The sequence below is a fragment of the Vibrio sp. 05-20-BW147 genome (assembly GCF_013369385.1).
Lineage (GTDB): Bacteria > Pseudomonadota > Gammaproteobacteria > Enterobacterales > Vibrionaceae > Vibrio > Vibrio floridensis.
Map to the genome: position 1 here is coordinate 320,160 of NZ_SZTO01000003.1, position 24,130 is coordinate 344,289.

Consider the following 24,130-nt stretch of genomic DNA (forward strand, 5'->3'; position numbering starts at 1 on the left):
GACGGCAAACCCTTGTACTCTAGGCTAAAAAGTTAGCTCGCTGCTATTAACTCTTATTTAACGGTTAATAACAACCTTTGAGCTAAAGAAAATGGGAGCTATTTTGAGATGGGTAAGCCGTTCGTTACCGGAATTGATATTGGTCATCGTAGCCTCAAGGCTGTCATTCTGAAACCTTATGGAGAACGCTACGCTCTATTGGGTTATAAAGAAATAATCATTAATGAGGGCATTTTCTCAGATAATCACACTTTGAATCATCAAGAAATTGTCAATAGCTTGAAAGAACTAAAGAAAGAACTGCCTCTCTTTCGTTATCAAGTTTCTCTCGCTGTGCCAGATAGTGCGGTGATCAGCAAGATACTTTCAATCGACTCTGAACTTGATGGTCGCGAGCGCGAGTTTGCTATTATCCAAGCTTTTGCACATCAATCTCCTTTTCCTGTTGATGAGCTTTTTATCGACTACGTCAAGTTGGTGGATGAGAGCGTAAAGAACCACTCTAGTTATCAAGTATACGCAACCAAAAAAGAAGTGGTGGAAAGTCGTATGCGCGTCACCCAAGAAGTTGGATTGAAGCCTGTCTTGGTGGATGTGCATGCTCACAGCTTATGCCATGTCTTAACCTTGGCAGCGCAGCAGCATCCAGATAAAGCCAATTATTGCCTTCTCGATGTCGGATATGAAACGACGTCGTTAGTGATTACGAGACGTAATGAGCTGCCTTTGGTCAAGGAGTTTGCATATGGAGTTTCACATCTTAATGCTTCAATTGGAGGTGATCTGACTGCTCCTGATGCTCATGAAAAAACCGACATCTTTAATAAAGAGCTGACAGAGCGAGTGCGCCGGCAATTGCAATTGTTTCAATCGATGGAAACGCAGAGCAAAGTGAATGGTATCTGGCTTTGTGGAGAGGGCGCAGTGACGCCTTTACTCAGTGAAACATTGCAGCGAAAGCTGAGTTTGGATTGCGAAGTGCTTAATCCGTTAGGGCTATTCGAGCAAAAAACCGCAAAGAGCAAGCGACGGGTTGTGGATTGGCATCATTTTTCCGTGGCGGCCGGTTTGGCGGTGAGCGGCATTCAATGGTTGGAGGGCAATGATGCAGCATAAGATCAATCTCCTGCCATGGCGTGAGCAAAAACGCGAGGAGCATAAACGTCGTTTTGTGGGGTTACTCGTGTTGGGTACGTTGATTGCGGTTGGCTTCCAGTGGGGCTTTGGGCAGTACTTTTCATACCAACAACGTTTGCAGCAAGAGCGGCTCGATTATCTCAATCATTATATTGCCCAGCTGGATAAGCGCATTCAATCTATGAACATTGCTAAGGAAGAACATAGTCAGATTCTTGCTCGGCTCAAAGTGGTTGAATCGCTTCAAGCTGAACGTAACAAAACCACCATATTTATGAGCTTGATGACCGAAGTGATTCCAGATGGCGTTTATGTCGACAAAATCAAAATGAACGCCAACGAGGTAGAAATCGCCGGAATCAGTGATAGTACCGCGCGTTTGGCAACGATGCTGGACAATCTTGAACGCTCACCATTTTTAAAAGATGTCGAAATGCACTCGATCGTTCATGACAAAGAACGTTTTGGAAAGAGTTTTCAAACCTTCACGGTTTCATTTGTTTTTAATGAGCACATCTCTGAAGAAGCGCAGAGGGAGAAATCTCATGGCTAGTTGGCAAGATTTGGACATGGATGAAATCATGGATTGGCCAATATGGCCGCAATTGATAGTCGTCACTTTGCTGATTCTAGTTATCCAAGGTTTTGGTTATTGGTTTTACCTCAAACCTGAAACGGAAACGCTGCAGAGTTTAATTGAGAAGGAGCACACACTCAAAGTGACCGCCAGAATCAAAGCGACCAAAGTGGCGGCGTTACCTCAGTTGCAATCGCAGTTGGATGAACTGACACAGCGATATGAGTACTTATTGCAACAGCTGCCAGTTCAAAAAGAGCTAGCCACTATGTTGGCATCTGTTAATGAGCTGGGGCTGCAGAATAAGCTCACATTTACTCGTATTGATTGGGGAGAAAAGCTCAACAAAGATTTCCTCTATCAATTGCCATTGAACATTGAGTTGACGGGGGATTATCACGATATTGGCTCATTTTCTGAGTCGATTGCTCGATTGCCTCGCATTATTAGTTTTACCGATGTGACTTGGCATCGTGTCAGTATGGAAAGTAGCACGCTTCATTTTCGAGTCAGGGCAAATACCTATCAGTTTAAGTCAGTGGGTGGTGACGATGAAAAATAGTTTACCACTTATCCTGACGCTACTGGTGCTAGCCGGGTGTCGAGCGAACACCGAGTCAATAGAAGGGTTTGTTCGTCAAGTTGAGCTGGAGGCACGCCAAGAAATGGCCAAGTTGCAGCCTGAGCGAGAGTATATCCCCCTCGAATATCTAGTGAAGGACAATCGGCGTCCTTTCGAGTTACCTAAAGAGGCGGTTATTGCCTCTCAGCCTGTGGTCAAAAAAGATTGTTGGCAGCCAATAGCGAGAGCAAAAAACGGCAAACTGGAACGTTATCCGCTTAGTCAGTTGCGCTTAAAAGGGGTAATGGGAAGTGGTGATACGATTGCTGGTCTGATACAGACACCACAAGGCAAGGTTGAGAAAGTTCACCCAGGACAATTTATTGGCCAAAACAATGGCAAAGTGACGTTGGTTACACCGTCTTACATATTGATCAATGAAACCCTTCCTGATGGATTAGGTTGTTGGCAACAACGTAAAGTCAGACTGGCATTGAGATAGGCAAGAAATTTAAGTGATTTGTGAGTTGAAGATGAAAAACAAAATCCAATTGTTTGCGGGAATCCTTTCCCAAATCGTCTGCCTGTTGTCTGTTTGCATTTTTTCTACTGTTGCAAACGCACAATCTGATGCAGAGAATGCGCTTAAAAGTATTGATTTCAGAACTAATGCGGCTAAAGACGCAATGATCATCGTTGAGTTAGCAACACCTGCTGCGGTAGTAGATTTGAAACCTGTCAAAGAAGGGTTAAGCATCGAACTGATCAATACTTCCGTGAAAGACGAACAGCTTTATCTTTTAGACGTGAAAGATTTTTCGACCGTGGTTGAGAGCATTGAAGTCTTCAGAGAAGTATCAAAAACGCGCCTAGTGGCTAATGTTAACGGCGAATTTCGTCATGATTATCGTCTTTCAGGACGTTACCTTGAAGTGACGATTTCTCGTGTTGAGTCATCGACAGAAGCGCAAGAAAAGAGTGTATTGGAGAAAGAAGGGAAACTGATATCCATCAATTTTCAAGACATTCCAGTACGAAACGTGCTGCAGCTGATCGCTGACTATAACGGGTTTAACCTCGTTGTGTCGGATTCTGTCAAGGGCAATGTTACGTTAAGATTGGATGGTGTGCCGTGGCAACAAGTTCTGGACATCATTCTCCAAGTAAAAGGTTTAGACAAACGGGTCGAAGGGAATGTGGTGTTAGTTGCACCGAAAGATGAGCTAGACCTAAGAGAAAAACAGCAGCTTGAAAAGGAGAGGCTGGCTGAAGAGCTGGGCACCCTTAAATCTGAGATCATTAAGGTTAACTTTGCTAAAGCCTCTGACATTGCAGAAATGATTACCGGAACAGACTCCGTTAGCATGCTATCAGAGCGTGGTAGTGTCGCGATTGATGAGCGTACTAACTCTCTTTTGTTACGTGAGTTACCGGAAAATATTGAAGTGATTCGCGAGATCATTAATTCATTGGATATTCCGGTCAAGCAGGTTCAAATTGAAGCACGAATAGTGACGGTGAATGAGGGCAACCTTGATGAACTTGGTGTCCGTTGGGGATTTACCTCCATCAATGGCAGTAACACTGTGGGTGGCTCGATTGAAAATAATTTAGCAACCATTGGCTTATATACTGCAGGCAGTGGCAGTGGCAGTTCAAGCAAGGACGGTGAAGGCGGTTCTAGCAGTATTGATGACTTCCTTAATGTTAACTTGGCGGCAACCTCTGCGAATGCATCCAGCATCGCGTTTCAAGTGGCTAAACTCGGTTCAGATCTTTTGTTGGATTTGGAGCTGTCCGCGCTACAACGTGAATCAAAAGCAGAGATTATTTCGAGTCCTCGTTTGATTACGACCAACAAGAAACCAGCATACATAGAACAGGGTACTGAAATTCCTTATCTTGAATCTTCTTCGAGCGGAGCGACCACAGTATCATTCAAAAAAGCGGTGTTAAGTTTGAAAGTGACGCCACAAATCACTCCAGATAATCGCCTGGTGTTGGATTTAAGTGTTACACAAGATAGACCCGGTGAAATTGTTAAAACAGGTACAGGGGAAGCGGTCGCGATTGACACGCAGCGTATTGGTACGCAAGTGTTAGTAAATAATGGTGAAACGGTAGTGTTAGGCGGTATCTTCCAACACAGTATTACCAATACCACGGATAAAGTGCCGTTGCTGGGTGATTTACCATTGTTAGGGGCGTTGTTCCGCCGTAGTTACGAAAACATTGGCAAACGAGAATTACTGATTTTTGTTACGCCTAAAGTGATTTTGCAGTAGCGTCCTTTTCCCCACATCTCGAGTGACTGAGCAATTAGATAAAAAATAAAGTTGCATTAGCGGCACCATACCTTGATAATTTCGGGTCTTATCACGAGTATCTGTGAGGAATTGGTGCCACAAGCGCATATTTGAACGGAGTTATTTCCGACTATTCTTGTGGCGATGTCATTGAATTAACGTTGTAAGTTACTGCTAAACATGGCTGAGAAACGTAATATTTTCCTTGTTGGCCCAATGGGCGCTGGCAAAAGTACAATTGGTCGATACCTAGCTCAACAACTCCACATGGAGTTTTTGGATTCTGATACTGTTATTGAAGAGCGCACTGGTGCGGATATTTCTTGGGTATTTGATGTTGAAGGTGAAGAAGGTTTCCGTAAACGTGAAGAAGCGGTTATCAATGATTTAACCTTAGAGCAAGGTATCGTCTTGGCTACGGGTGGTGGCTCGGTGAAAAGCCGCGAAAACCGCAACCGTCTTTCTGCGCGTGGGATTGTGGTATACCTAGAAACGACCATTGAAAAACAGCTCGCGCGTACGAATCGCGACAAAAAACGTCCTTTGTTACAGACGGATAAACCACGTGAAGTACTAGAGTCGCTTGCGGGTGAGCGTAATCCTCTATATGAAGAAATTGCGGATTACACCGTACGCACAGATGATCAAAGTGCAAAAGTGGTAGCCAATCAGATCGTAAAAATGCTAGAAGAAAACTAGTTTTTAGTTTTTCTTTTTTTGTGGAGTGCAACCATGGAACGGATTACGGTCGAATTAGCGGAGCGCAGCTACCCAATCACAATAGGCGCCGGATTGTTTGAAGATTCGGCGCACCTCTCTTTTCTCCCCGCAGGGCAGAAAGTGGTCGTGATTACCAATGTCACGGTAGCCCCTCTCTATGCGGATAAAATTCTTTCTTTATTGCAATCTTTAGGTTGTAAAGCCTCGTTGCTTGAACTACCTGATGGTGAGCGATATAAGAGTTTAGAAACCTTCAACCAAGTGATGAGCTTTCTTCTTGAGGGAAGCTTTGCCCGTGATGTCGTTGTTATCGCATTAGGTGGTGGTGTAATTGGTGATTTAGTTGGTTTCTCTGCGGCTTGTTATCAACGTGGTGTGGATTTTATTCAAATTCCAACCACACTATTATCCCAAGTGGACTCTTCTGTTGGTGGTAAAACGGCGGTTAACCATCCACTAGGCAAAAACATGATTGGTGCATTCTATCAGCCTAAATCGGTGATTATTGATACCAACTGTTTGAAAACTCTTCCTGAACGAGAGTTTGCTGCAGGTATTGCTGAAGTGATTAAATACGGCATCATTTATGACGCTGAGTTTTTCACTTGGCTCGATGAGCATCTTGATGCGCTGTATTCATTAGATGAACAAGCATTAACTTACGCCATTGCGCGCTGTTGTGAAATTAAAGCCGAAGTTGTGGCTCAAGATGAAAAAGAGTCAGGCATTCGCGCTTTATTAAACTTGGGCCATACCTTTGGACACGCGATTGAAGCTGAGCTTGGCTACGGCAATTGGTTACATGGTGAAGCCGTTGCAGCGGGTACGGTTATGGCGGCACGCACCGCGCAACTGCAAGGTATGATCGATCAGCAGCAATTTGATAAGATTTTTTCTATACTTAGCAGAGCGAAGCTGCCAGTACATACACCAGAAAGTATGACGTTTGACGATTTCATGACTCATATGATGCGCGATAAGAAAGTGCTATCAGGAAAACTGAGATTGGTGTTACCAAGCAGTATTGGCACTGCAGAAGTTGTGGCAGACGTTTCCCAAGAAGTCATCCGTCAAGCCATTGAAGATTGTCGCACAATCAATTAATTAAGCCTTAAAATAGCTCCATTTGGAGCTATTTTCACAAGGAATCGCTGATGAGTCTTGCCTTGCCTAATATCCTTGAACTGGATTCTCAAACCGAGCTATTAGAACGACTTGAGTTATTAACTAACTTTGGTTCCAACCTTATCACTATTAACGGTGCAAAGGGCTTTGGTAAATCTTGGTTGGCTCAGCGCTATTTAGAGCAATATGCGCAGGAGAAAAATCAGTGTTTGGTGCTTTGCCATCCGAGCCAAGATGATAGCCAACACAGAACTCTAATCTTAAGTCAGTTGGTGAACGAGCCCCTTTTTAATCCCAATGATGCCCTCATAGAAAGTGCGGAACACCTTTTTTCGAATCAAGTATGTGACTTTGCCATCGTCATTGATGATGCGCAGCTTTTGAGTGAAAACCTAGTATCAGAATTATGGGTATGGGTGCTAGAAGCACAAACTAATCCTCAATGGACAGTCAACGTTTTATTGTTTAGTGAATCTGACTCGTTAGAGTCGCTCTTGACTCGCCTTGGATACGGTCAAGAACATAAGCCCGTTGATCTTGATATTGACCGACTTAGCGAGACTGAGGCAATGCGATTCTTTGAAAGCATGGTGGTGCGCTATGTAGACGAAGCCAATGAAAAGAAAGTGCGCTCGGCATTTAAGAAAGTTGACCCTGTACCGGGGGCAATCATGGCATTAGGAGATCTTAAGGTGGAAAAAAGGATAATTATCCGCTCGATTGTGGCTTCCCCAGTCAATATTGTTTTAACAATCTTGTTGCTACTGCTGTTGGCTGCGGCAGGATATTGGTGGATGTTCAGTCAGCCATCCGCAGACGATAAGGCGGCAGAAATGTCTCGAACGCTTGAACAAACTGCCATTCCGACGCTTGAACTTGCGACCGAGCCTGAGCTGTCAACGAAATCCGTTGTTGATCAAGCAGAGCAACAACGTCAGCAAAATGCAGAGCAGTTGCTACAAGATGCGCAAGATGACACCAATGCCTTGCCGCCAGCAGTGACAGAGCAAACCGCCAGTGTGGGCATTAGTGATCATCATCAACAGCGTGTGACGATCGAGTCGGATGTGGTAGACGCGTTGTTGGCTGACAAACCCAAGCAGGTGAATACCGACAATATTGATGCGCTGGTGGCCGAAAATACCACCACAACTCCTGTTGTTGCTTCAGAACCACTTTTGGAGGAAAACAATGCGTTGGTACCTGCGGTGGTGAGTTTTTCTTTTGCTCGAGAAGAACTCAAAGCACTTTCACCACGAGGCTACACTCTACAGTTAGCTGCGATGACCTCAATGCAAGACGTCCAGGTATTCTTAGATAAGCACCAATTACAAAATCAAGTACGAATTTACCCAACGCTGCGTAATGAAACGGAATGGTACATCATTACCTATCAAGATTATCCAACCATTCAAATGGCAAGAGACGCTGTATCAGGATTGCCTAAATCTTTACAGTCGCTGGGGCCTTGGGCAAAATCGCTTAGTCAGGTACACCGAGAGATAGACCGAGTGAAATAAACCTGAGTTTCGTTGGAAAATATGTTACATTCCGCACCCTTGAAATTGGGTTGATAGTTAGAGCAGTAAAGAGCATTTGATGAAGAAGCAGCGAGCCTTTCTAAAATGGGCAGGCGGAAAATATGGCCTTGTGGAGGATATCCAAAAGCACTTACCGCCAGCTCGTAAACTCGTAGAACCTTTTGTCGGTGCGGGTTCTGTGTTCTTGAACACGGACTATGAGCAATATTTGTTGGCCGATATCAACCCAGACTTGATCAACTTATACAATTTGCTCAAAGAGCAACCTGAGCTCTACATCAGTGAAGCAAAGCGCTGGTTTACGCAAGAGAACAATCGTAAAGACGCCTACTTGAGCATCCGTAGTGAGTTCAACAAAACCGATGACGTGATGTTTCGCTCATTAGCGTTTCTCTACATGAACCGTTTTGGTTTCAATGGTCTATGTCGTTACAACAAAAAAGGCGGCTTCAATGTGCCTTTTGGTTCGTATAAAAAACCGTATTTCCCTGAAGCGGAATTAGAGTTTTTTGCGGAGAAAGCGCAGAAAGCGACGTTTGTATGTGAAGGTTATCAAGAGACATTTCGTCGTGCACGCAAAGGGTGTGTGGTGTATTGCGATCCACCGTATGCGCCACTTTCAAATACAGCCAATTTTACGTCATACGCAGGTAATGGCTTCACATTGGATGATCAAGCTGCCTTAGCGGATATTGCGGAAAAAACCGCGAGCGAAAGAGGCATCCCAGTACTTATTTCAAACCACGACACCAAACTGACACGCCGTTTGTATCATGGTGCAGAGCTGAATGTCGTTAAGGTAAAACGCACTATCAGCCGCAATGGTGGCGGGCGCAACAAAGTAGATGAACTGATGGCGCTTTTCCATAAGCCTGACATCAGTTAACCTCAGCGATTCATTCTTCACATTCACACTATTTCACCGAAATGGTGGATCTCCACACTGGCTTCGGTAAAATTGCGCGCACATTGGTTTGCTGTTTTGCTCGTGATTACTGAGGTCAGGTATGAAAGATTTTCTTATTGCTCCATCCATTTTGTCTGCAGATTTTGCTCGTCTAGGTGAAGATGTTGAAAAAGTCTTGGCGGCTGGGGCGGATGTTGTCCATTTCGATGTGATGGATAACCACTATGTTCCGAACCTCACTTTCGGCGCGCCAGTGTGTAAAGCGCTACGTGATTATGGCATTACCGCGCCGATTGATGTGCATTTGATGGTCAAACCGGTCGATCGCATCATTCCCGATTTTGCCAAAGCGGGTGCATCGATGATCACCTTCCATATCGAAGCGTCTGAGCATGTCGATCGAACCTTGCAATTGATCAAAGAGCACGGCTGTAAAGCGGGCGTTGTACTTAACCCTGCGACGCCGTTGGCGAACCTAGAATTCATCATGGATAAAGTGGATCTCATTTTATTAATGTCGGTGAACCCTGGCTTTGGTGGGCAGTCATTCATTCCTCACACTTTGGATAAGCTGCGTGCAGTACGTAAGATGATTGATGCGACTGGGCGTGATATCCGCTTGGAGATCGATGGTGGTGTGAAAGTGGAGAACATTCGTGAAATCGCTGAAGCGGGTGCGGATATGTTTGTTGCAGGTTCAGCCATTTTTGGCCAACCAGATTATAAAGCTGTGATTGACGAAATGCGTGCAGAGTTGGCTAAAGCGTAATTTCCAGAAGCGAGGTTGCTAGATGAGTAGCTTCCTCGCATTCTAGTTTTCTAGTTTTCTAGTTTTCTAGTTTTCTAGTTTTCTAGTTTTCTAGTTTTCTAGTTCCCTAGTTCCCTAGTTCCCTAGTTCCCTAGTTCCTAGTCCCTAGTTCCTAGTTCCTAGTTCCTAGTTCCTAGTCCCTAGTTCCTAGTTCCTAGTTCCTAGTTCCCTATCTTCCTCGCTCTCGGTTGTTTAAAAATACTCCTTGCTTAAACTGAACCCTTTCTGTACTATTTGCCGTCCTTAAACTCGGTCAATAACCCTTAGTTCCTTGCTTCCTCTGGATGACTGAGCCAAATGTGGAAGCTAATAATCCGTAAGGAGCAAACAATGCGTCATTACGAAATCGTATTCATGGTGCACCCTGATCAAAGCGAGCAAGTTGCTGGCATGATCGAGCGTTACACTGGTTCAATCACTGAAGCTGGCGGTAAAATCCACCGTCTAGAAGATTGGGGTCGTCGTCAACTGGCTTACCCAATCAACAAGCTTCACAAAGCTCACTACGTTCTTATGAACGTTGAAGCAGACCAAGCTGTAATCGATGAGCTAGAAACTGCTTTCCGTTACAACGATGCAGTTCTACGCAACATGATCATGCGTACTAAAGCAGCTATCACTGAGCCTTCAATCATGCTTAAGCAGAAAGAAGAACGCGCTCCTCGTCGTGAAGCTGAAGCGAAAGAATTCGCTGCTGAGTAATTGATTTTATGACCAATCGAATGGAGCTGAGCGGCACCGTCGTGAAAGATCCGATTCGAAGCCAAAGCCCTGCTGGAATCTCACATTGTCGATTTTGGCTCGAGCATCGCTCGGTAGTGGTTGAGGCGGATTTACCAAGACAAGTTTTCTGTCGAATGCCAGTGGTTGTCAGCGGTAAAGGGTCACAAGAGATAACTCAACAAATAGTTTTGGGCAGTAACATTAAGGTAAGTGGCTTTGTTGCTTATCAGACCGGCCGAAATGGCGTAGGTAAATTGGTGTTACATGCCGATGACATAATTCATATTTAAGATCAGGAGATAGCCCATGGCTCGTTTCTTCCGTCGTCGTAAATTCTGCCGTTTCACTGCAGAAGGCGTACAAGAGATTGATTACAAAGACGTAGCAACTCTTAAAAACTACATCACTGAAGCTGGTAAAATCGTACCTAGCCGTATCACTGGTACTAGCGCTAAGTATCAGCGTCAACTAGCTCGCGCGATCAAGCGTTCTCGTTACCTAGCTCTACTACCGTACACTGACAAGCATCAGTAATCGGTACCGTTTATTAAGAAAGAGGATTAAACAATGCAAGTTATTCTACTTGATAAAATCGGTAACCTAGGTAGCCTTGGCGACACAGTAAACGTTAAGTCTGGTTACGCTCGTAACTTCCTTATCCCTCAGGGTAAAGCAGTTATGGCTACTAAAGGCAACGTTGAGATGTTCGAAGCTCGTCGTGCTGAACTTGAAGCAAAAGTTGCTGAGCAACTAGCTTCTGCACAAGCTCGCGCTGAGAAAGTAAATGCTCTAGAAGCAGTTGTTATCTCTTCTAAAGCTGGTGACGAAGGTAAACTGTTCGGTTCTATCGGTACTCGTGACATCGCTGATGCAATCACTGCAGCTGGCGTTGAAGTTGCTAAGAGCGAAGTTCGCCTTCCTGAAGGTGCTCTACGTACAACTGGTGAGTTCGAGATCAGCGTTCAACTTCACTCTGAAGTTTTCGCGACCGCTAAACTACAAGTTGTTGCTGAGTAATTTTCAGTTTCAAGACGAAATTTTAAAGCACCTCTCTGAGGTGCTTTTTTTATTGCTCGAGTTTATCGTATCAGAGGATTGAGATTAGAAAGCAAACAGCAGATTGACAGAGAACACGCTGTCAGCTTTGCTTAGACCATCGGGCACTCGGTCGTGGTACTGGCGAGAGTGGGCAATCTTAAGGGCAATGTCTTCGGTAATGTTATTGGTCAAACTTAAATCACTGTCGGTTCGCGTATTGCTGTGACCACTGACGACCGTAATATCGGCCGAGAGACGCAGATTCTCTAACGCTTGCCAACTGGTTTTTAAATTGCCACGGAAAATCCCTTCTTCGACGATTTCAGGGAAAATAATGTCATCGTCATCAATTTCATCCAGATTGGGCTCTTGATAGCGAAAGCCTGGGCCAAATTCGAACTCAAACACAAAGGTGTCCGTGCTGGCAAACTGATAACCCAAACCCGCTGAAATTGTGTAGTCTTTGAAGTACGCACTGTAGCGTGAATCAATGCCTTTAAAGCTGCCGTAAAGGTAGGTTTTAGGGGATAACTTGTAGTCAGATTGCAGGCTGTAAGTTGACGTGCGCTTATCTTCTTCGCCATCTTTGTATAAATTGTAGAATTTCCACTCTCCATTTGAACGGTGGCGACCTTCCGTGTATTCCCCACTGAGGCGTGCGTTGAGCGCTTTAGAATCCGAGTTGCCTGAGTGAGCTTGATAGCCAAACTCCACTTCACTTTTCCACGGAGAGGGAAGGGCGATGTCCTTATCCAAATTATCTTCAGCATAAGCAGTTAGGCTAACGGCGTATAAACCTAACGACAGAAACCAGCGATTGGACACGAACACCTCTTATAATGTGAGCTTATGGCTCAGGATAGTACGAACATACGAGAATAGGTGCGTCAGCCTAAAGTTAAAACTTGTCAGATGGGCAACAAACTCTGCATGCGGAGGCGCGCATCTTAAACCATTTTGAGTATAATGACGCTAAATATAAGTTACAGAGTGTAGTCATGGCGGATAATCGAAAACGCAAAATTCCGGATAGCCAAGTAGATGCAATAAAAGTTCCTCCTCATTCCTTAGAAGCTGAGCAATCGGTGCTTGGTGGTTTGTTATTGGATAATGAACGTTGGGATACGGTTGCTGAGCGTGTGGTCAGCAAGGATTTTTATAGTCGTCCCCACCGTTTGATTTTCGATGCCATTAAAAGCATTTTGGAAGAGAACAAGCCGCTGGATCTGATTACCCTGTCCGAGCATTTAGAACGCCGTGAGCAGTTGGAAGATGTCGGTGGTTTTGCGTACCTTGCCGATTTGGCGAAGAACACGCCAAGTGCTGCTAACATTAATGCCTATGCTGATATCGTTGCTGAGCGAGCTTTAGTACGTAATCTGATCAGTGTGGCCAATGAAATTGCGGACGCGGGTTATGATCCTCAAGGCCGTAGTTCAGAAGATCTGCTCGATCTCGCTGAGAGTAAAGTATTCGCCATCGCGGAAGAACGCACCAGCGAAAACGAAGGCCCACAAAATGTCGATTCCATTCTAGAGAAAACCTTAGAACGTATCGAGCTACTGTACAAGAGCCCGCAAGATGGTGTCACCGGGGTGGATACTGGCTTTACGGATCTGAATAAGAAAACCGCAGGTTTGCAAGGCTCTGACCTTATCATTGTCGCCGCACGTCCATCGATGGGTAAAACCACCTTTGCAATGAACTTGTGTGAAAACGCCGCGATGGTTCAAGACAAGCCTGTGCTTATTTTCTCACTGGAGATGCCCGCGGAACAAATCATGATGCGTATGTTGGCCTCTTTGTCTCGTGTTGACCAAACCAAGATCCGTACCGGTCAGCTGGACGATGAGGATTGGGCGCGTATTTCTTCGACCATGGGTATTTTGATGGAGAAGAAGAACATGTACATCGATGACAGCTCTGGTCTAACGCCAACGGAAGTGCGTTCACGTGCGCGTCGTGTGGCGCGTGAGCATGGTGGTTTATCGATGATCATGGTCGACTACCTTCAATTGATGCGCGTGCCAGCTCTCTCGGATAACCGTACTTTGGAAATTGCGGAGATTTCTCGCTCACTAAAAGCATTGGCGAAAGAGCTGAATGTACCCGTGGTGGCCCTGTCGCAGTTGAACCGTTCGCTAGAGCAACGGGCAGACAAACGTCCTGTGAACTCGGATCTGCGTGAATCTGGCTCTATCGAGCAGGACGCCGACTTAATCATGTTCATCTATCGAGACGAAGTATATAACCCTGACAGCGCACTGAAAGGAACAGCGGAGATCATTATTGGTAAGCAGCGTAACGGTCCTATCGGTTCGGTGCGTTTGACATTCCAAGGACAGTGGTCTCGCTTTGACAATTATGCCGGCCCGGCGTTTGATGATGAGTAACACGATGAATTACATGAAAGCCGCCACGGCTTGTATTGACCTTGTGGCTTTACAACACAATTTACAGTTGATCAAACAGCAAGCCCCGCACAGTAAGTTGATGGCGGTGGTTAAGGCAAATGGCTATGGTCATGGTTTGCGTCACGTAGCTAAGCATGCGGTTGGTGCGGATGCCTTTGGGGTTGCGCGAATTGAAGAAGCGCTACAACTGCGAGCGTGTGGTGTTGTTAAACCCATCTTGCTTTTAGAAGGATTTTACTCTTCGGGTGATTTGCCTGTCTTGGTGACCAACAACATTCAAACGGTGGTGCACTGCGAAGAGCAGTTGTGTGCTTTGGAAGAGGCAGAGCTTGAAACTCCAGTGATGGTGTGGCTCAAGATCGATAGTGGCATGCATCGCCTTGGAGTGCGACCAGAGCAATACCAAGCATTTGTTGAGCGTTTGCATCAGTGCCCGAATGTGGCCAAACCTTTACGCTATATGAGCCACTTTGGTTGTGCTGACGAGATGAACAACGAGATGACGCCGAAACAAATCGAGCTGTTTTTGTCGCTAACTCGAGGTTGCAAAGGTGAGCGCTCGCTTGCAGCTTCTGCAGGATTATTGGCTTGGCAAGAAAGTCAATTGGAGTGGGTGCGCCCGGGCATCATTATGTATGGTGTTTCTCCATTTGGTGACAAGACCGCCTCCGAGCTAGGCTACAAACCAGTGATGACCTTAAAGTCTCATTTAATTGCGGTTCGAGATGTCAAAGCGGGCGAGTCAGTGGGATATGGCGCAACCTGGATCAGCGAACGCGATACCAAAGTAGGGGTAATTGCTATTGGTTATGGTGATGGCTACCCACGAACGGCACCCAACGGAACTCCCGTGTTGGTCAATGGCCGTAAGGTGCCGATTGCCGGGCGAGTCTCTATGGATATGCTTACGGTGGATCTCGGCCCCGATGCAACCGATCGTGTCGGTGATGAGGCGATTCTTTGGGGCGCAGATTTACCAGCGGAAGAGGTGGCGCTGCATATCGGCACCATCGCTTATGAGTTAGTGACTAAACTTACTTCACGCGTTGAAATGTCTTATAGCGAATAAATCAATAATGAAATCAAAACCTGTTTTTCGCTTGGTGGTTGCGGCAACTGGCTTGTGCGCTCTGCCAACTTGGGCTGATGGTTGGCCAAGTTGGTCTCCAGAAACGGCCGTGGTTCCTTACTATTTTGTCAGTGATAGCATGGGTAATACTCTGGGTGTCGCTGGACTCGCACAGCATGTAGGGCAAACTAATGCTTCGGTATTGGGTACCGCGCTTTACTCTGACAAAGGAAGCTATGTCACTTATCTTGCTGCATCAAATTACCAAGTGGGTGATTTCTGGTTGCTCGGTGCGGAAAGCTATCAAGGGAAGTTTGTTGATTACGACTATTACCTTGGTGCCAACGCTAGTAATGATTCAACAGCGGCCGATCGAACGATAGCGACAGGTAAAGAATCGATCACGCGTTTCTCCTTCCGTTATATTGTGCCTTGGGGGCATGCGGCGTTTCGCGGAGCGCGCGCGGCATTAGAACCCACTCGGCAAATTAAAGGCTTCTCGCCAGATCGCAGCGGTATCACCACCATTGAGTTTCAGCCGTTTCATACCTCTCGAGAAATTAATGCTATTGCTGGCCAAGATAGCGATTCTACCGGGCTCAGTTTGAAGTTGGATTGGGATAACCGAAATGATGTTCGCAACCCGACTCAAGGTTTTCGCACTCGACTGGATATCACCTACGCAGATGAAAACTGGGGTAATGATAACGATTGGTTGAAATATGAGTATTCCAGTAGTGGCTTTTGGAATCTCGGTGGTGTCGATGATCTTCTCGACCAACAAGTGTTTGCGTTTAACTTCTATATTGCCGATACGCCTACTTGGAATAATTGTAATGCTCAAACATGTCAAAGACCGCCAGAGTTTGATCAGGTAAGTCTAGGTGGTTTATACCGATTGAGAAGTTTTTCCTCTGGGCGTTTTCATGGCAAATCGGCCATCAACTACAGCGCTGAGTACCGTGTTTTACCCAAATGGCAACCTTTGGATGATATTCCAGTGCTGAATATCTACGATATCCCTTGGTGGCAATGGGTCGCTTTTGTCGATATGGGACGAGTGAGCGACGAAAGCAGTTTCTCTGAACTGCACAGCGATATGCAGTGGAGCGCAGGTGGTGCCGTGCGTTTTCAAGTGGAAGGCATTGTGGTGCGAGCCGAAATGGCATGGGGAAGTGAAGAGAGCCTTTTTCGTGTCATGGTCAACCAGCCGTTTTAACGTTTGCCACATCTTATCATCACTCAAGCCGAGCTATTTGCTCGGCTTGTTTTTTATTCCCCATAGAGCGTGGCCATTATACGACGTTGTCCACCATGATCTCGATGTTCGCCTAAGTAGATCCCTTGCCAAGTGCCTAACGCTAAACGCCCCTGAGAGATTGGAATAGTGAGATGGCATCCTAATGTCGAGGCTTTTATGTGGGCAGGCATATCATCATCGCCTTCATAATCATGCTGATAGTAAGGGGCCCTTTCAGGAACAAAGCGATTAAAGTGTTGCTCCATATCATGTCGAACGGTGGGGTCTGCGTTCTCATTGATGGTCAAACTGGCTGAGGTATGTTGGATAAAAAGATGTAACAAACCAACGGATAATTTTGATAATTCTGGTAATTGTTGTTCAATTTCATCAGTGATCAGATGAAAGCCACGCTTTCGGGCGGGTAGGGTTAAACACTTCTGATACCACATATCCCATTCCTTATAATCTATTTGGCAAATGGATAATTCAACGCTATCTTTGGTTGCAGCGTATGAGAGAGACAACACACTATAGTGAGCCATCACGCTAAGTGGCTTGCTCAAAACAGAAACGGTTTACGTGACTTAACTCAAAGAGCGCGCAGCGCGAGTGCGTCATAATTGCACTCTGAAAAAAAATTACAGATTTATGGTTGTCTTGCGCGAGAGTGCAGTCGACAATCACAATTATTTTTTGCTAAATCGGGGATTCCACCAGTTTTCGCTAGACTGTATGGAATGGAACCTACTGTAACATCGGGATAAATACCATGTTGAAAACTATTAATCCAACGCAAACACAAGCTTGGAAAGCGCTGACAGCGCATTTTGAATCTGCACAAGATATGGATCTGAAAGATCTTTTCGCTCAAGACGCAGCGCGTTTTGATAAGTTCTCAGCACGTTTTGGCAGTGATATTCTTGTCGATTACTCAAAGAACCTGATCAACGAAGAAACGTTAAAACACCTATTCGCACTAGCGAAAGAAACGGAACTAAGTGCTGCTATTAAAGCAATGTTTAGTGGTGAAGCGATCAACCAAACGGAAGGCCGCGCGGTGCTCCATACGGCGCTACGTAATCGCTCAAACCAGGCAGTCCTGGTTGATGGTGAAGACGTGATGCCAGCGGTAAACGCAGTACTTAAGAAAATGAAATCGTTCACTGACCGCGTTATTGGCGGTGAATGGAAAGGTTATACAGGTAAAGCGATCACAGATATCGTCAACATCGGCATTGGCGGTTCAGACCTAGGCCCTTACATGGTGACGGAAGCGCTTGCACCATACAAAAACCACCTAAACTTACACTTTGTTTCTAACGTTGATGGTACTCACATCGTTGAAACACTGAAGAAAGTCGATCCTGAGACAACACTCTTCTTGATCGCGTCTAAGACGTTCACGACTCAAGAAACCATGACAAACGCTCACACTGCGCGTGATTGGTTCCTAGCTACGGCTGGCGATCAAGCACACGTTGCTAAGCACTTTGCGGCACTTTCTACTAATGCTCCAGCGGTATCTGAGTTCGGTATCGACACAGATAACATGTTTGAGTTCTGGGACTGGGTTGGTGGTCGTTACTCTCTATGGTCAGCCATCGGGCTTTCAATTGCACTTGCTGTCGGTTACGACAACTTCATTGAACTTCTAGACGGTGCTCACGAGATGGATAACCATTTCGTCTCTACAGAGCTAGAAAGCAACATTCCTGTGATTCTTGCCCTGATTGGTATTTGGTACAACAACTTCCACGGCGCTGAGTCAGAAGCTATTCTACCTTACGACCAGTACATGCACCGCTTCGCGGCGTACTTCCAGCAAGGTAACATGGAGTCGAACGGCAAATACGTTGACCGCAATGGTAACCCAGTGACTTACCAAACTGGTCCAATTATCTGGGGTGAGCCAGGTACTAACGGTCAGCACGCGTTCTACCAACTGATCCACCAAGGCACCAAGTTAATCCCTTGTGACTTCATTGCACCGGCTGTGAGCCACAACCCAGCAGGTGACCACCATCAGAAACTGATGTCAAACTTCTTTGCACAAACAGAAGCGTTGGCATTTGGTAAAAATGAAGAAACCGTCAAAGCGGAATTGGTTAAAGCCGGTAAAAATGCAGAAGAAGTGGCGGCGATCGCCCCATTCAAGGTATTTGAAGGCAACCGTCCAACCAATTCTATCTTGGTTAAGCAAATCACCCCTCGCACACTGGGTAACCTGATCGCCATGTACGAGCACAAAATCTTCGTTCAAGGCGTTATCTGGAACATCTTCAGCTTTGACCAGTGGGGGGTGGAGCTAGGTAAACAACTGGCAAACCAAATCCTACCTGAGCTAGCTGACGGTTCTGAGATCAGTTCACACGACAGTTCGACCAATGGTCTTATTAACGCATTTAAAGCTTTCAAAGCGTAATCTATAGTTAATAGTAAAAGACGAGAATAATTAGCTTGTCTTCATTTTAGCTAAAAAACCGATATTGCTTCAGTATCGGTTTTTTTTGAGTGTAAAACGTCAGGTAATAGCAATTAGTCTATTCTTCGGTCTGTGATGAGTGAAGGAAATAGAATGTCAATGCTATTAAAAATGCGCTTTTGTGGATAATGTTGTGTATATCGTGTTGGAATGTGTTGAGTAAAATTGAATAAAACAAGGGTTGAATGAAAATCCATCGCTTAAGCTCTATTTTTGCATTTTTTAATAAAAAGGGCTTGCCAACGTGACGCTGATCCCTATAATGCCACCTCGCTGACACGGCAAGGCTTCGAAAGAAACCAGAGCCCATCAGCCAAGGCATTTAGCCAGGTGAGTCACCTGAAAAAAGTTTTGAAAAAAGTGGTTGACACTAAAACTTAACTCGCTAAAATGGCCGCCTCTTCCGAAGTGATGCGATTCACAAAAGAAGAAAGCTCTTTAACAATATAAACCTATCAATCTGTGTGGGCACTCGTTGATGATAATCCAAAAGATTTATCAATGAACTGAGTGACCAAAACGATACTAAGTATCGGCACAGTCAATTTATTCAGTATTCATTGAGCCGAAGCGAAAGCTTCAAAAAACTTTTAATTGAAGAGTTTGATCATGGCTCAGATTGAACGCTGGCGGCAGGCCTAACACATGCAAGTCGAGCGGCAGCACAGAGAAACTTGTTTCTCGGGTGGCGAGCGGCGGACGGGTGAGTAATGCCTGGGAAATTGCCCTGATGTGGGGGATAACCATTGGAAACGGTGGCTAATACCGCATGATGCCTACGGGCCAAAGAGGGGGACCTTCGGGCCTCTCGCGTCAGGATATGCCCAGGTGGGATTAGCTAGTTGGTGAGGTAAGGGCTCACCAAGGCGACGATCCCTAGCTGGTCTGAGAGGATGATCAGCCACACTGGAACTGAGACACGGTCCAGACTCCTACGGGAGGCAGCAGTGGGGAATATTGCACAATGGGCGCAAGCCTGATGCAGCCATGCCGCGTGTGTGAAGAAGGCCTTCGGGTTGTAAAGCACTTTCAGTTGTGAGGAAGGTGGTGTCGTTAATAGCGGCATCATTTGACGTTAGCAACAGAAGAAGCACCGGCTAACTCCGTGCCAGCAGCCGCGGTAATACGGAGGGTGCGAGCGTTAATCGGAATTACTGGGCGTAAAGCGCATGCAGGTGGTTTGTTAAGTCAGATGTGAAAGCCCGGGGCTCAACCTCGGAACTGCATTTGAAACTGGCAGACTAGAGTACTGTAGAGGGGGGTAGAATTTCAGGTGTAGCGGTGAAATGCGTAGAGATCTGAAGGAATACCGGTGGCGAAGGCGGCCCCCTGGACAGATACTGACACTCAGATGCGAAAGCGTGGGGAGCAAACAGGATTAGATACCCTGGTAGTCCACGCTGTAAACGATGTCTACTTGGAGGTTGTGGCCTTGAGCCGTGGCTTTCGGAGCTAACGCGTTAAGTAGACCGCCTGGGGAGTACGGTCGCAAGATTAAAACTCAAATGAATTGACGGGGGCCCGCACAAGCGGTGGAGCATGTGGTTTAATTCGATGCAACGCGAAGAACCTTACCTACTCTTGACATCCAGAGAATCTAGCGGAGACGCTGGAGTGCCTTCGGGAACTCTGAGACAGGTGCTGCATGGCTGTCGTCAGCTCGTGTTGTGAAATGTTGGGTTAAGTCCCGCAACGAGCGCAACCCTTATCCTTGTTTGCCAGCGAGTAATGTCGGGAACTCCAGGGAGACTGCCGGTGATAAACCGGAGGAAGGTGGGGACGACGTCAAGTCATCATGGCCCTTACGAGTAGGGCTACACACGTGCTACAATGGCGCATACAGAGGGCGGCCAACTTGCGAAAGTGAGCGAATCCCAAAAAGTGCGTCGTAGTCCGGATTGGAGTCTGCAACTCGACTCCATGAAGTCGGAATCGCTAGTAATCGTGGATCAGAATGCCACGGTGAATACGTTCCCGGGCCTTGTACACACCGCCCGTCACACCATGGGAGTGGGCTGCAAAAGAAGTGGGTAGTTTAACCTTCGGGAGGACGCTCACCACTTTGTGGTTCATGACTGGGGTGAAGTCGTAACAAGGTAGCGCTAGGGGAACCTGGCGCTGGATCACCTCCTTATACGATGATTATTGCGATGAGTGTTCACACAGATTGATATGGTTTAGAAAGTTTAGAGATAGATGTGGGGCTATAGCTCAGCTGGGAGAGCGCTTGCATGGCATGCAAGAGGTCGACGGTTCGATCCCGTCTAGCTCCACCATTATTAAAGGTTTTTCCTTAAGAATCTTTAAAAATGGTTTTCATTAGAAAATCTGCTCTTTAACAATTTGGAAAGCTGACAAAACAACAATTTATTGTTGTTTGTAAAGTTCTCAATGTTTGTCTGTAAGACAAACACCAACAAACACATTCAAGTGTTCTTGGGAATGTCACTTTTAGTGACTATTCGAAATTGAGTCCGGCAAAATCAACGCTATCTCGCTCATTCAAATAATGAGATAGCAACTTTGGTTGTTTGACTAGAAGACCCTTTGGGGTTGTATGGTTAAGTGACTAAGCGTACACGGTGGATGCCTTGGCAGTCAGAGGCGATGAAGGACGTAGTAACTTGCGATAAGCGTAGATGAGGCAGTAACAGCCACTTGAGTCTACGATTTCCGAATGGGGAAACCCACTGGCATAAGCCAGTATCATTGAGTGAATACATAGCTCAATGAAGCGAACCGGGAGAACTGAAACATCTAAGTACCCCGAGGAAAAGAAATCAACCGAGATTCCGAAAGTAGCGGCGAGCGAAATTGGATTAGCCCTTAAGCTTTACATGTGTTAGACGAACGGTCTGGAAAGTCCGACGATACAGGGTGATAGTCCCGTAGTTGTAGATGCATGTTCAGTGAAATCGAGTAGGGCGGGACACGTGTTATCCTGTCTGAATATGGGGGGACCATCCTCCAAGGCTAAATACTCCTGACTGACCGATAGTGAACCAGTACCGTGAGGGAAAGGCGAAAAGAACCCCTGTGAGGGGAGTGAAATAGAACCTGAAACCGTGTACGTACAAGCAGTAGGAGCACCTTCGTGGTGTGACTGCGTACCTTTTGTATAATGGGTCAGCGACTTATATTCAGTGGCAAGGTTAACCATCTAGGGGAGCCGTAGGGAAACCGAGTCTTAACTGGGCGTCATAGTCTCTGGATATAGACCCGAAACCGAGTGATCTAGCCATGGGCAGGTTGAAGGTTGAGTAACATCAACTGGAGGACCGAACCGACTAATGTTGAAAAATTAGCGGATGACTTGTGGCTAGGGGTGAAAGGCCAATCAAACTCGGAGATAGCTGGTTCTCCCCGAAAGCTATTTAGGTAGCGCCTCGGACGAATACTACTGGGGGTAGAGCACTGTTAAGGCTAGGGGGTCATCCCGACTTACCAACCCTTTGCAAACTCCGAATACCAGTAAGTACTATCCGGGAGACACACGGCGGGTGCTAACGTCCGTCGTGGAGAGGGAAACAACCCAGACCGCCAGCTAAGGTCCCAAATTACAGCTAAGTGGGAAACGATGTGGGAAGGCTTAGACAGCTAGGATGTTGGCTTAGAAGCAGCCATCATTTAAAGAAAGCGTAATAGCTCACTAGTCGAGTCGGCCTGCGCGGAAGATGTAACGGGGCTAAGCTGTAAACCGAAGCTGCGGCAATATCTTTTAGATATTGGGTAGGGGAGCGTTCTGTAAGCCGTTGAAGGTGTGTTGTAAAGCATGCGGGAGGTATCAGAAGTGCGAATGCTGACATGAGTAACGACAAGGGGGGTGAAAAACCTCCCCGCCGGAAGACCAAGGGTTCCTGTCCAACGTTAATCGGGGCAGGGTAAGTCGACCCCTAAGGCGAGGCTGAAAAGCGTAGTCGATGGGAAACGGGTTAATATTCCCGTACTTCTTACAATTGCGATGGGGGGACGGAGAAGGCTAGGTGGGCCTGGCGACGGTTGTCCAGGTTCAAGTGCGTAGGCTGAGTGTTTAGGTAAATCCGGATACTCTTAAGGCTGAGACACGACGTCGAGCTACTACGGTAGTGAAGTCATTGATGCCATGCTTCCAGGAAAAGCCTCTAAGCTTCAGATTGTAAGGAATCGTACCCCAAACCGACACAGGTGGTCGGGTAGAGAATACCAAGGCGCTTGAGAGAACTCGGGTGAAGGAACTAGGCAAAATGGTACCGTAACTTCGGGAGAAGGTACGCTCTTGATGGTGAAGTCCCTTGCGGATGGAGCTGACGAGAGTCGCAGATACCAGGTGGCTGCAACTGTTTATTAAAAACACAGCACTGTGCAAAATCGTAAGATGACGTATACGGTGTGACGCCTGCCCGGTGCCGGAAGGTTAATTGATGGGGTTAGCGTAAGCGAAGCTCTTGATCGAAGCCCCGGTAAACGGCGGCCGTAACTATAACGGTCCTAAGGTAGCGAAATTCCTTGTCGGGTAAGTTCCGACCTGCACGAATGGCGTAATGATGGCCACGCTGTCTCCACCCGAGACTCAGTGAAATTGAAATCGCTGTGAAGATGCAGTGTACCCGCGGCTAGACGGAAAGACCCCGTGAACCTTTACTACAGCTTGGCACTGAACATTGAACCTACATGTGTAGGATAGGTGGGAGGCTTTGAAGACGTGACGCCAGTTGCGTTGGAGCCGTCCTTGAAATACCACCCTTGTATGTTTGATGTTCTAACGTTGGCCCCTAATCGGGGTTGCGGACAGTGCCTGGTGGGTAGTTTGACTGGGGCGGTCTCCTCCCAAAGAGTAACGGAGGAGCACGAAGGTGGGCTAATCACGGTTGGACATCGTGAGGTTAGTGCAATGGCATAAGCCCGCTTAACTGCGAGAATGACGGTTCGAGCAGGTGCGAAAGCAGGTCATAGTGATCCGGTGGTTCTGAATGGAAGGGCCATCGCTCAACGGATAAAAGGTACTCCGGGGATAACAGGCTGATACCGCCCAAGAGTTCATATCGACGGCGGTGTTTGGCACCTCGATGTCGGCTCATCACATCCTGGGGCTGAAGTCGGTCCCAAGGGTATGGCTGTTCGCCATTTAAAGTGGTACGCGAGCTGGGTTTAGAACGTCGTGAGACAGTTCGGTCCCTATCTGCCGTGGGCGTTGGAAGATTGAAGGGGGCTGCTCCTAGTACGAGAGGACCGGAGTGGACGAACCTCTGGTGTTCGGGTTGTGTCGCCAGACGCATTGCCCGGTAGCTAAGTTCGGAATCGATAACCGCTGAAAGCATCTAAGCGGGAAGCGAGCCCTGAGATGAGTCTTCCCTGATACTTTAAGTATCCTAAAGGGTTGTTCGAGACTAGAACGTTGATAGGCAGGGTGTGTAAGCGCTGTGAGGCGTTGAGCTAACCTGTACTAATTGCCCGTGAGGCTTAACCATACAACACCCAAAGGGTTTTGATGGACTCAAA

The 24,130-nt window shown here is 46.5% G+C and carries 20 protein-coding genes, 1 tRNA gene and 2 rRNA genes; 21 read left to right on the forward strand and 2 right to left on the reverse strand.

The annotated features are described in order from the left end of the window. The first annotated feature begins 108 nt into the window (after nt 1-108). The 14 genes from pilM (at nt 109) to rplI (ending at nt 11,423) form a co-directional block, all read left to right on the forward strand. Entirely contained in the window at nt 109-1,116 is a 1,008-nt protein-coding gene (gene pilM / locus FC652_RS04300; RefSeq protein ID WP_176297607.1) for a type IV pilus assembly protein PilM, read from the forward strand. Further along, nucleotides 1,106-1,690 carry a PilN domain-containing protein gene (locus FC652_RS04305; protein WP_176297608.1) on the forward strand — a complete coding sequence of 195 codons (585 nt, stop codon included), beginning with the start codon at nt 1,106-1,108 and terminating at the stop codon, nt 1,688-1,690. Before pilM ends, FC652_RS04305 begins: the two co-directional genes overlap by 11 nt. Further along, a complete protein-coding gene (locus FC652_RS04310; protein ID WP_176297609.1) occupies nt 1,683-2,276 on the forward strand; it encodes a type 4a pilus biogenesis protein PilO in 594 nt (197 codons plus the stop codon). The genes FC652_RS04305 and FC652_RS04310 overlap by 8 nt, the downstream gene beginning before the upstream one ends. Then, complete coding sequence (locus FC652_RS04315; protein WP_176297610.1) at nt 2,266-2,778, forward strand: pilus assembly protein PilP; 513 nt, start codon at nt 2,266-2,268, stop codon at nt 2,776-2,778. Before FC652_RS04310 ends, FC652_RS04315 begins: the two co-directional genes overlap by 11 nt. 13 nt (nt 2,779-2,791) lie before the next feature. Beyond that, complete coding sequence (locus tag FC652_RS04320) at nt 2,792-4,561, forward strand: type IV pilus secretin PilQ family protein (RefSeq protein ID WP_176297611.1); 1,770 nt, start codon at nt 2,792-2,794, stop codon at nt 4,559-4,561. A gap of 201 nt (nt 4,562-4,762) precedes the next feature. After that, a complete protein-coding gene (aroK, locus tag FC652_RS04325; protein WP_176297612.1) occupies nt 4,763-5,281 on the forward strand; it encodes a shikimate kinase AroK in 519 nt (172 codons plus the stop codon). A gap of 33 nt (nt 5,282-5,314) precedes the next feature. Beyond that, on the forward strand, nt 5,315-6,406 hold the full coding sequence (aroB, locus tag FC652_RS04330) for a 3-dehydroquinate synthase (RefSeq protein WP_176297613.1): 1,092 nt from the start codon (nt 5,315-5,317) through the stop codon (nt 6,404-6,406). A 50-nt stretch (nt 6,407-6,456) separates the two neighbouring features. Continuing rightward, complete coding sequence (locus FC652_RS04335) at nt 6,457-7,947, forward strand: AAA family ATPase (protein WP_176297614.1); 1,491 nt, start codon at nt 6,457-6,459, stop codon at nt 7,945-7,947. A 79-nt stretch (nt 7,948-8,026) separates the two neighbouring features. After that, the gene (locus tag FC652_RS04340) at nt 8,027-8,854 is read left to right on the forward strand and encodes a Dam family site-specific DNA-(adenine-N6)-methyltransferase (protein ID WP_176297615.1); all 828 of its coding nucleotides are present in this window, start codon (nt 8,027-8,029) and stop codon (nt 8,852-8,854) included. A 121-nt stretch (nt 8,855-8,975) separates the two neighbouring features. After that, nucleotides 8,976-9,644 carry a ribulose-phosphate 3-epimerase gene (rpe, locus tag FC652_RS04345; RefSeq protein ID WP_176297616.1) on the forward strand — a complete coding sequence of 223 codons (669 nt, stop codon included), beginning with the start codon at nt 8,976-8,978 and terminating at the stop codon, nt 9,642-9,644. A gap of 369 nt (nt 9,645-10,013) precedes the next feature. After that, nucleotides 10,014-10,385 carry a 30S ribosomal protein S6 gene (gene rpsF / locus FC652_RS04350; RefSeq protein WP_011079362.1) on the forward strand — a complete coding sequence of 124 codons (372 nt, stop codon included), beginning with the start codon at nt 10,014-10,016 and terminating at the stop codon, nt 10,383-10,385. A gap of 8 nt (nt 10,386-10,393) precedes the next feature. Further along, nucleotides 10,394-10,696 (forward strand): primosomal replication protein N, encoded by a 303-nt coding sequence (gene priB / locus FC652_RS04355; protein ID WP_080609339.1) that lies wholly within the window; start codon nt 10,394-10,396, stop codon nt 10,694-10,696. 16 nt (nt 10,697-10,712) lie between these two features. Beyond that, a complete protein-coding gene (gene rpsR, locus FC652_RS04360) occupies nt 10,713-10,940 on the forward strand; it encodes a 30S ribosomal protein S18 (protein ID WP_000090472.1) in 228 nt (75 codons plus the stop codon). Nucleotides 10,941-10,973: 33 nt separating this feature from the next. After that, a complete protein-coding gene (rplI, locus tag FC652_RS04365; RefSeq protein ID WP_017419665.1) occupies nt 10,974-11,423 on the forward strand; it encodes a 50S ribosomal protein L9 in 450 nt (149 codons plus the stop codon). A gap of 84 nt (nt 11,424-11,507) precedes the next feature. Here the strand turns inward: rplI and FC652_RS04370 are convergent, their stop codons facing one another. After that, complete coding sequence (locus FC652_RS04370) at nt 11,508-12,275, reverse strand: YdiY family protein (protein WP_080609337.1); 768 nt, start codon at nt 12,273-12,275, stop codon at nt 11,508-11,510. Nucleotides 12,276-12,442: 167 nt separating this feature from the next. On the opposite strand from FC652_RS04370, the gene FC652_RS04375 reads away from it, so the two are divergent. From FC652_RS04375 to FC652_RS04385, 3 genes are read left to right on the forward strand one after another with little or no spacing between them, the layout of a single operon-like run. Then, a complete protein-coding gene (locus tag FC652_RS04375) occupies nt 12,443-13,837 on the forward strand; it encodes a replicative DNA helicase (RefSeq protein WP_026050197.1) in 1,395 nt (464 codons plus the stop codon). Further along, on the forward strand, nt 13,809-14,927 hold the full coding sequence (alr, locus tag FC652_RS04380) for an alanine racemase (protein WP_176297623.1): 1,119 nt from the start codon (nt 13,809-13,811) through the stop codon (nt 14,925-14,927). Before FC652_RS04375 ends, alr begins: the two co-directional genes overlap by 29 nt. Nucleotides 14,928-14,934: 7 nt before the next feature. Next, nucleotides 14,935-16,146, forward strand: coding sequence for a BamA/TamA family outer membrane protein (locus tag FC652_RS04385; protein ID WP_176297617.1), 1,212 nt, complete (start codon nt 14,935-14,937; stop codon nt 16,144-16,146). A 53-nt stretch (nt 16,147-16,199) separates the two neighbouring features. On the opposite strand, the gene FC652_RS04390 is transcribed toward FC652_RS04385, so the two are convergent. Continuing rightward, nucleotides 16,200-16,619, reverse strand: a complete 420-nt coding sequence (locus FC652_RS04390; RefSeq protein WP_038964147.1) for a secondary thiamine-phosphate synthase enzyme YjbQ — start codon at nt 16,617-16,619, stop codon at nt 16,200-16,202. 320 nt (nt 16,620-16,939) lie between these two features. Between FC652_RS04390 and pgi the strand changes: the two genes are divergently transcribed. The 4 genes from pgi (at nt 16,940) to FC652_RS04410 (ending at nt 24,099) form a co-directional block, all read left to right on the forward strand. Further along, entirely contained in the window at nt 16,940-18,592 is a 1,653-nt protein-coding gene (pgi, locus tag FC652_RS04395) for a glucose-6-phosphate isomerase (protein WP_176297618.1), read from the forward strand. Nucleotides 18,593-19,243: 651 nt separating this feature from the next. Beyond that, nucleotides 19,244-20,786, forward strand: a 16S ribosomal RNA gene (locus FC652_RS04400). A 66-nt stretch (nt 20,787-20,852) separates the two neighbouring features. After that, nucleotides 20,853-20,928 (forward strand) — tRNA-Ala (locus FC652_RS04405). Between the two features lie 283 nt (nt 20,929-21,211). Beyond that, nucleotides 21,212-24,099, forward strand: a 23S ribosomal RNA gene (locus tag FC652_RS04410). The 16S and 23S rRNA genes sit together here with 1 tRNA gene alongside, the layout of an rRNA operon. Nucleotides 24,100-24,130: the final 31 nt, after the last annotated feature.